This window comes from Nocardia alni, from assembly GCF_019038435.1.
Taxonomy (GTDB): Bacteria; Actinomycetota; Actinomycetes; order Mycobacteriales; family Mycobacteriaceae; genus Nocardia; species Nocardia alni.
In genome coordinates this window covers 1-7,782 of record NZ_JAGPOX010000245.1, presented here as the reverse complement: position 1 = coordinate 7,782, position 7,782 = coordinate 1, and the positions used below count along the sequence as shown (strand labels likewise).

The 7,782-nt window shown below is 63.6% G+C and carries 8 protein-coding genes and 1 pseudogene; 3 read left to right on the top strand and 6 right to left on the bottom strand.

The features are described 5' to 3' along the window. Window positions 1-668 precede the first annotated feature (668 nt). The 4 genes from JZ791_RS42850 to JZ791_RS42835 all read right to left on the bottom strand — a co-directional run bounded on the left by JZ791_RS42850 (window position 669) and on the right by JZ791_RS42835 (window position 3,906). The gene (locus JZ791_RS42850) at window positions 669-1,205 is read right to left on the bottom strand and encodes a GNAT family N-acetyltransferase (RefSeq protein WP_216903494.1); all 537 of its coding nucleotides are present in this window, start codon (window positions 1,203-1,205) and stop codon (window positions 669-671) included. 148 nt (window positions 1,206-1,353) lie between these two features. Further along, window positions 1,354-1,572, bottom strand: coding sequence for a hypothetical protein (locus JZ791_RS42845; protein WP_216903491.1), 219 nt, complete (start codon window positions 1,570-1,572; stop codon window positions 1,354-1,356). Between the two features lie 296 nt (window positions 1,573-1,868). Continuing rightward, window positions 1,869-2,849 (bottom strand): non-homologous end joining protein Ku, encoded by a 981-nt coding sequence (gene ku, locus JZ791_RS42840; protein ID WP_216903489.1) that lies wholly within the window; start codon window positions 2,847-2,849, stop codon window positions 1,869-1,871. Window positions 2,850-3,573: 724 nt separating this feature from the next. Next, complete coding sequence (locus JZ791_RS42835) at window positions 3,574-3,906, bottom strand: hypothetical protein (RefSeq protein ID WP_216903486.1); 333 nt, start codon at window positions 3,904-3,906, stop codon at window positions 3,574-3,576. Window positions 3,907-4,138: 232 nt separating this feature from the next. Here JZ791_RS42835 and JZ791_RS42830 point away from each other — a divergent pair, with 232 nt between their 5' ends. From JZ791_RS42830 to JZ791_RS46950, 3 genes are all read left to right on the top strand, one after another. Next, a complete protein-coding gene (locus tag JZ791_RS42830) occupies window positions 4,139-4,582 on the top strand; it encodes an ATP-dependent DNA ligase (RefSeq protein WP_216903484.1) in 444 nt (147 codons plus the stop codon). Between the two features lie 156 nt (window positions 4,583-4,738). Beyond that, entirely contained in the window at window positions 4,739-5,125 is a 387-nt protein-coding gene (locus JZ791_RS42825; RefSeq protein ID WP_216903482.1) for an effector-associated constant component EACC1, read from the top strand. Window positions 5,126-5,288: 163 nt separating this feature from the next. Further along, window positions 5,289-5,894, top strand: coding sequence for an ATP dependent DNA ligase (locus JZ791_RS46950; RefSeq protein WP_368858354.1), 606 nt, complete (start codon window positions 5,289-5,291; stop codon window positions 5,892-5,894). A 28-nt stretch (window positions 5,895-5,922) separates the two neighbouring features. Here the strand turns inward: JZ791_RS46950 and JZ791_RS45800 are convergent, their stop codons facing one another. Then, window positions 5,923-6,417 (bottom strand): hypothetical protein, encoded by a 495-nt coding sequence (locus JZ791_RS45800; protein WP_254207334.1) that lies wholly within the window; start codon window positions 6,415-6,417, stop codon window positions 5,923-5,925. A 282-nt stretch (window positions 6,418-6,699) separates the two neighbouring features. Beyond that, window positions 6,700-7,155, bottom strand: a pseudogene (locus JZ791_RS45795) (reverse transcriptase domain-containing protein); the annotation flags it as partial. Window positions 7,156-7,782: the final 627 nt, after the last annotated feature.

Genomic DNA, 7,782 nt, shown 5'->3' with positions numbered 1-7,782 from the left:
GTATCGGGATGCGCCGGGGCTTGGGTTGCTGTATCCGGGGCTGGCGGTGTGCGCGCCTGGGCCGGGGGTGTTATATCCGGGTGCGCCGGGGCGGGGGCCGCCGTAGCCCGGTTGTGAGCCATGAGTTGGCTCGCCAGGTGGCGGGCCGCCGTATGCGGGTGAGCCGTACGAGGGTGGGGGAGGTGGTGCGCCGAAGATGTCGGATCCGCGCCCGGGAGCAGGGTTTTCGGGAATTCCGTGGTACTCGGCAGCGCCGGTTTCGTGAGGTGGATCGTTTGCGGGATTTCCCGGTTCGGCGGGTATGTGCGGCGGGGTTCCATGTGTGTCGGGTAGGTCGAGAGGAATTCTGTGTGTGTCGGGTAGGTCGAGAGGAATTCTGTCGCGTCGCGGTGGAACGGACAGCGACAATCCTGATTCAGGAGTCGGGGCGGTAGTGTCGCCCGATGTTGTCTGGTGTGCGGCATCCTCGGATTCAGACGCATCGTCCGCGGCGTGATCGCGGGGCTCATTCGGGTCGGATGGGCTGCTCATGCGATTCCTCCGATGCTGAAGTCCGAGATCTACATGCACATCTACCAGGTGTTACCGCAAGGTACCGATAGGACGAACGGTACACCAGGAGGTGGTGTCATCGAATCATCGCCTGTAATAGCTGATAGATCGCTGCATCAAGGCCGGAGGCGTCCCGTTCGAGCGAAGGTGCGCTTGGTGGCGACGGATAGGCCCGGAGCGACCTCCTCCGCGGGGCGCTCGGCCTCGTCCGGATTGGGGCGAACGAACAGGGTGACGGTGGCGGCGTCGCTGAAGCCGTGTCGCGTCATCATCGTTGCCGAGGGAGTGTTGCCCACCTCGACATCGGTGACGATGCGGCGCGCACCCCGCTCGAACAGCGTCGCGCAGCAGATCTCGACCAGCCGACCGGCGATGCCGTGGCCCTGCATATCGGGCGCGACGGCGATCCACTCCAGATAGCCCCAGTCCTCGCGCAGCTCGAATTCCATGGAGCCGAGCACGAATCCGACGACCCGATCCGAATCCAACGCCACCCAGCAGGACCGGTCGGAGGTGTCGAGATGTTCCGCGACCGAGGTCAGCGACCACGACGTGTACGGCTTGACCTCGGTGTCGAACACCTCGTCACCGAGATCGAGAACCTCGCGCAAGTGACCCAGGCCCATCGGAACGATCGCTATGTCGGAGTCCATATCGGACAAGTTTGCCAGTCGCCGGCCCCGGGAGACGGTAGCCGCCCGATGATGTCACGACTCGATAATGCCCTGCTCAACGGTCCGGATACACGTACGCCGCGGTGACCGAGCGGTCACCGCGGCGTACAAGTCTGGAGGCTGGGCCTCAGGCGGCGCTACCGCTGGGGATCGGCGCCGGGTTGTGCTGGGGGCCGGGCTGCTGCGGGCCGTGCTGCTGCTGGCCGGGGCCCTGCTGCTGCGGGCCGCCGTGGTTCTGGTTGTTGCCCGGGACCATCGGGGCGGCAAAAGCCGGGGCCGCGGTCATGGCGATGGGGGCGGCGATGATCGCGGCGGTGACGGCCAGCTTCGCAATACGGTGAGCCATGGTCGAACCTTTCTCTCAATGACTGTGTCAGGGGGAATGCAACCGCATCACCCTAGCTATCCCCTGGGTCGAAACTGTGGTGGCGCTGTGAACGAGAAAATCCGGCGAACGGCGCGTCCCTGGTCAGCGAACGATTTACCCCGGTGGACAGGGCTTTTCGCGGTGAGTGTGAGATGGCGCACCAAATCGATTGCGGCCATTCGTGATTAATCAGTGAAATAGCTGATAACGGGCGAAATCGCGGTCGATGGAGTGTCGGATTCCGGCGGTGGTGGTCGACGAGATGGGTGGTCGGCTCACGCGCTCTTGCGGACCGTTTTCTTGGCTGCCTTTTTGGCCGGTTTCGCTGCCGACTTGCTGGCTGTGGTCTTCTTCGCCGTCGTCTTGGCGGCCGTCGTCTTGCTGGCTGTCGACTCCTTGCCCGTCGTCTTGGCGGCCGTGGTCTTCTTCGCCGCCTTCGCGGCGGGTTTCTTCGCGGCGGGTGCCGCGGTACGCCGGCCGGACGCCTCGAGACTGCGTTGCAGCGCGGCGACCAGATCGACGACCTCGGCGTCCATCTCGGCGGGCGCCGTCTCCTCGCGCTGGGGCAGGGTCCCCGATCCGGCGGCGATCGCCTCGTCGAGCAGCCTTTTCAGCTCGATCTGATATTCGTCGGTATACAGGCCCGGATCGAAATCATCGGCCATGGACTCCACCAAAGTGTGCGCCATCTTGACCTCTTGGGCCCGGGGCTCGGCGGCGCCGTCGAGACCTGCGAAGTCGACCGTCCGCACCTCATCGGGCCACAGCAACGTCTGCAATACCAATACCCCGTCGCGCACCCGCAATGCGGCCAACCGAGTCTTCTGCCGGAGCGTGAAATGCACCACCGCCACCCGCTCGGCCTGATCCAACGTCTTGGCAAGCAGCACATAGGCTTTCGGCGTCGTAGAGTCCGGCTCGAGATAGTAGCTCTTGTCGAAGAGCATCGGATCGATCTGATCGGCCGGCACGAATTGCAACACCGGAATCTCGTGCTTCTCCGCGACCGGCAACTTGGCGAAATCCTCGTCGGACAGCACCACCCGATCCCCCTCGGGCGACTCGTAAGCCTTATCGATATCGGCATACTGCACCGACTGCCCGCACACCGTACACACCCGGTCGTATTTGATCCGCCCGCCATCCTTGGCGTGCACCTGATGAAACCTGATGTCATGGTCCTCGGTGGCGGTATAAACCTTCACCGGGACATTAACCAGCCCGAACGCGATGGAACCTTTCCAGATCGACCGCATTATTCAATGCTACTTTCGACCTGCCCGGTTTGTCCGGCGAACCGGGGTGACCTGCTGGTTTGTGGTTGTTGGTGGGTGTTGCCGGTTGCTGTTTGTTGCTGTTCGTGGACCTGCGACGTCCTGTGGACGTCCTGATACGGCGGTTGTTTGCCCGCGTCCTGCGTCGTGTCGAGGGGGTTCGATCGGGGGAGGGTAGTGCGTTTCGGGGCTGGTGGCCGATGCTTAGGCGTGGTTCTACTTTTATATGCGCATTTATCTATTAGATGTGGTGGGGTCTTGGTTCGATCCGTCAAAGGCGGGCCTGACACTGATTAATCCGAATCCTCCGGCTGCCGGCGGTCCCGGATTCCGGATCAAGCCGATAGGTTCGGTCGGCCGGGTCGAATGAAGTGGTGCATTGGTATGGGCTCGGTTGGTCTGTTGCCCGGGTGTGGATGCCATCACTGTGCAGTCCAGACTCCGCGAGCGGGGGATCGCCATGAGGGACGCTCGAGGGACCGCGAGAGTGGGCCGCGGTCGCAGGTTCGATTCCCCGGCGGGGCACATCGAACATGGGAACCGGGGGCGACCTGCGGGTTTCGGTTGGTCAGCTTGTGATTGAAGCCGATTACCAGCTGTAGGCAGTTCATCACCGGCTGCGGGTTCCGGGCCGTCGCCGAGCGGTCAGTGCCTGATTTCTGCGTTTCCTGTTCTGTGGCGACTGTTGGTATGCGCTGAGCCGTGCTCAGCGCTGGCCGGGATCCCGTGGTGATATCGCGGGTCCGGGGCACCACTGCATCACGGGAAGTTGTCCGTTGCGGTTGGTGGTCCACAGCACCATTTCGACCAGGCCCAGCCAGCTCCCGTCGTTCGCGCGGGCCCAGGCGTGCAGCAGCCCCGGTACATCGCCGGTGAGGTTGAGTCCGCCCAGCTTCACCTTCATGGTGATTTTGTCGCGGCCGAATCCGTTCGGTGGCTGAGTGGGCATGGCCTTGCCGAGGTCGACTACAACCGGTGTCGTTGGCGTCACCACGCGGCGCAGCGGCGGACTGAATTCCTCGGGCCAATGCTCGAACATAGATTCGAATAGTAGCGGCGTTCAAGGTGGAACCGATGGCGGTGCCGATATGAGCTCCCCCCGGCGCGGGTTGATCTCACCGGTTCATGTCTCGGCTGATCGTGGACTTGAAATGCGAGCCAGAGAGAAGATTGCTGAATATATGCTGCAAGTGTGCGAGTTTCTCCGGCACCCATGCTGGCGACTGCTTCCGCGCGGCCGACCGGTCCGGATCCCGTATGGACGCTGAGAGATGAAATGGGATGGCATCAAGTCGATTTCGCAGATCTCTGGGGGAGTTACCGCGTTCTGGAGTTGGAATGGCAGAGATGTCACGGCCTTGTTTCCTGAGATTGCTGAAGTATTTCCGGACATCTCCGGGCTGGTGCTCGATGGGGAAATCGTCGCGCCGGATCCTGCGACCGGCGCGCCCAGTTTCGGCAGGCTCCAGCGCAGACTCGGCACACGACCATCCACCGCGCTGCAGAAAGCGGTGCCGGGGCGGTATTTCATGTTCGATGTCCTGGAGATCGCTGCGGAATCGGTTATGGACCTGACCTATCTCGAGCGTCGGGAACGTTTGGATGAGCTGCAACTCGAGGGCGGTCCGATACGGGTGCCGCCGATGTGGATCGGTGAGGATCCCGAGCGGATGTTGCGGCTGGCCGCAGATGCCGGGTTGGAGGGCATCTTGTAGCCAGGGTTTGGGTTGACCGTCTGACCGCCTCGACCTTCCTGGCGCAGAGCTGAACTTGGGACTGTCTGGGGGCTATCCGTCCTTGCCGTGGCGTAAACCGATCGAGGCAGCGTACTTCCGATTGTCCGGCTCGAAACCCGCTGGCATCATGACGCAATGGACTCCCGCCCGTTGTTGCAAATCAGGCTCGGCCACCCGGATGACGCTTCGTCGCTGATCGAGTGGCTGCGCAGAGATGTTGAGCTGAGCGAACAAGTACAGATGCAGGTGAAAGTCCGCTATACGGGCGGGAGCATCGACGCCGCAGTGCAGGTGCTGTCCGTGGCGCTGGGGTCTGGCGGAGTTGGCGCAATGCTCGCGAATGCGTTGTCTACCTGGCTAACTCAACGCCACTCGGACATCACATTGACCGTGTCTGCCCCGGACGGCCGCAGGATCGAACTGGACGCGCATCGCGTGCACGAAATGCCGCAACTGCTGGACCATGTCGCGCAAATGCTGAATACGGCCAAGCCGGAGGAGCAGCAGCCCAGCGACACGTAGGGCCACCGCCGTGGATCCCGCCAGCCTCCGTCTGAGCCCGCCAGCCGATCATGTGCAGATCCAGCATTAAGTCAGCGTTCCAGCTAGGAAAGGGGCAGGCTCTTGGCATGAGCTCGCGTTCGAAGATCCTGTCGCTCAACCGATCTGAGTGGTTAACCAATGCATGCCTCGCGGTCGGCGAGAGCCAGGTAGGCGTCCTGCACGGCTACGAGTGGGTAGGTTGTGGCGATGGGGATGTGGAGCGCGCCGGAAGCCGCTGTCCGGTGACGGCGCGGATGCGCTCCTCCGAGCCGTCGCCGTCGCTCTTACCGAACCCGCCACACACGATTCGTCATTGACCGAGATCATTCGGTCAGTGACCGAATGTGCACAAGGACTTGTGCTCAAACGCCTCGCCTCTACCTATCAACCCGGGCGCCGGGCGAGGGCCTGGTTGAAGGTGCCGCTGCGGAAGGTGGAGTCCTTCGCGGTCGTCGGGTGGCTGGAGGGTAGTAGCACTAATAGGGACTCCTTCGGATCACTCGTGCTCGCCGGCCGACTCGACGGGCAGCTCCGGTATGTCGGTGCTGTGGGTAGCGGCTTCACGATGACTGGGCGTCGCGCCATTCGAGACGCACTCGACCGGCTTGCGCGGCCGGACCCTGCGCTGGATGTGGAGCCCCCGAGGGAGATCGCGCGGGCTTCAAGGGGGTCCGGAGCGATGTGGTTGTCTCCGATATCAAATGGCCTTCGTAGAACTGTCAGCTGGTCTGTTCCGCAGAGGGCGTAGCGCCGCGCCCTCTGGCCTTCTACCCCGCTCATTCACCGTATGAGGCGATAGTCCGGGGGGTGAGGCCAGCTAGGTACTGGTCCACAGCGCGGCGATCTCGCCACGGTCGCAAATCAGTGGTCGTGCATGATGGTTGAGTCGGCCCGCAGCGCGGTGCCGGTGTTGCCACCGGTCCGTTTCTGCGGGCCGCTCGCCGAACCCGGCGTGCATGTCTCCATGCACCGGGCTCTCCACGGTTTCTGCTGTCAGGCGTGGTTGGCCGTGGCCCAGGGACTGGGGATCGTGTTGCCGCGGTACCGGTATCGAGTAAACCGATACCGCAGCGAGGTTGAACAGGTCGATCCCGTCCGCCGACGGTTTCCGCCATTGACCGTTGCGGCCCATGAGGTGTCGGCGGATATCCTTCCACCTCCAGCGGTGCAGTCGTTTCCGCCATCGGATCACTCGCCACCAGAGGAAGGTGTCGAGCGTGCCGAAGGTGTTTGGCGACCGCGTGCCGGAAGTAGTTCGACCAACCGCGCATGATCCGATTGGGTCGGATCAGCACGTCCCTGATCGAAGCCCCAGGGGTGTAAGCACTTTCGCGACATCCTCGCGCATCTGCTCGACATCGCCCTCGGTGCCGTGCACGAGAACGACGAAATCGTCCGCGTAGCGGACGATCCGCCAGTTCGGCAGGCCCTTGCGGCGACGGTGAGCACGGCGCTTCGGGGGTGCTCTGGCTCCCGCCCGGCTGCCATGGCCCGTGCACGTGCTCATCGAGCGCGTTCAGGGCGATGTTGGCCAGCAGCGGGGACAGGATTCCCCCTTGCGGCGTGCCGGCCGAGGTGTCCTCCAGACGGCCGGTCTCGGTCATGACACCGGCCTCGAGGAACGCCTTGACCAGTGCGAGCACGCGCTTGTCTTTGACCCGCAACCGAACTCGGTCCATCAGGGCCGTGTGGTCGATCGAGTCGAAACACGCCTCGATATCAGCGTCGAGCACCCAGCGGTAAGCGTGGGTGCCGTAATACTGGATCTCGGCGATCGCGTCGTGCGCCCGCCGCTTCGGCCGGAACCCGTAGGAGACCGGTAGAAAGTCGGCCTCGAAAATCGGTTCCAGCACCAGTTTCAGCGCCGCCTGGACAACCCGGTCCGCGATCGTGGGAATGCCCAGCTTCCGAACCTTCCCGCTGCCGCCCGGTTTGGGGATCTTGCGTTCCCGCACCGGCAACGGACGAAACGAGCCGTCCTTCAACTGGTTCCGCAGATCATCCAGGAATGCGGGCTCACCGGTGAGTTGCTCGACATCGAAGGCGGTGACGCCATCGCCGCCGGGCGTGTTCGCGCCGGTATTGCCCGCGACCCGGTCGAACGCCTTGGCCAGCGTCACTGGGTCGTGCACGAGGTTGAACAGATCGTCGAACCTGCGGCCGGAATCGGCCGCCGCCCAACAGTGAAGCTTGGCCTGCATCCCCGATACCTTCGACCGCAGACCGCTCAGGTCCACTGTGTCGTCGGCGCTGGTATTCACCGGCGCGTCTTTCGGCATTGCAGCCTCCTTCCCTTCTTGATACCGCTGCCGTCCTTCCCCATGTGCCGGGCTTTCCCCGGCTCGCAGTACTACGACGGCTCCGCCCCGCTCCGGCCCGATCGACGGTCGATGCGCCCAGCCGACGCCCCGGTTGCCCAGTGGAAGTCCGAGTTGATTGCCCGGCGGCCGAAGAAGGCGAAACTCCTTGATAATCATCAACTTCGGCGTTACCTCCAGCAACGTCTGGCCGGGCGGATCGCCGACCCGAAGGGCAGGACGGTGCGCCAGCGTCCCGGGGTACTTGTCAGGCCGCCCGCAAGATCGCAACCCAGGGGATCAGGGGGTGGGGAGCGGGGGTACGCGGCGAACTTCGGC

Coding starts and splice junctions, on each gene's coding strand:
- JZ791_RS42835 (WP_216903486.1), bottom strand. CDS start 3,906: ATGTTCGAGCATTGGCCCGAGGAATTCAGTCCGCCGCTGCGCCGCGTG.
- JZ791_RS42825 (WP_216903482.1), top strand. CDS start 4,739: ATGGACTCCCGCCCGTTGTTGCAAATCAGGCTCGGCCACCCGGATGAC.
- JZ791_RS42830 (WP_216903484.1), top strand. CDS start 4,139: ATGAAATGGGATGGCATCAAGTCGATTTCGCAGATCTCTGGGGGAGTT.
- JZ791_RS45800 (WP_254207334.1), bottom strand. CDS start 6,417: ATGCGCGGTTGGTCGAACTACTTCCGGCACGCGGTCGCCAAACACCTT.
- JZ791_RS42845 (WP_216903491.1), bottom strand. CDS start 1,572: ATGGCTCACCGTATTGCGAAGCTGGCCGTCACCGCCGCGATCATCGCC.
- JZ791_RS42850 (WP_216903494.1), bottom strand. CDS start 1,205: ATGGACTCCGACATAGCGATCGTTCCGATGGGCCTGGGTCACTTGCGC.
- JZ791_RS46950 (WP_368858354.1), top strand. CDS start 5,289: ATGCCTCGCGGTCGGCGAGAGCCAGGTAGGCGTCCTGCACGGCTACGA.
- ku (WP_216903489.1), bottom strand. CDS start 2,849: ATGCGGTCGATCTGGAAAGGTTCCATCGCGTTCGGGCTGGTTAATGTC.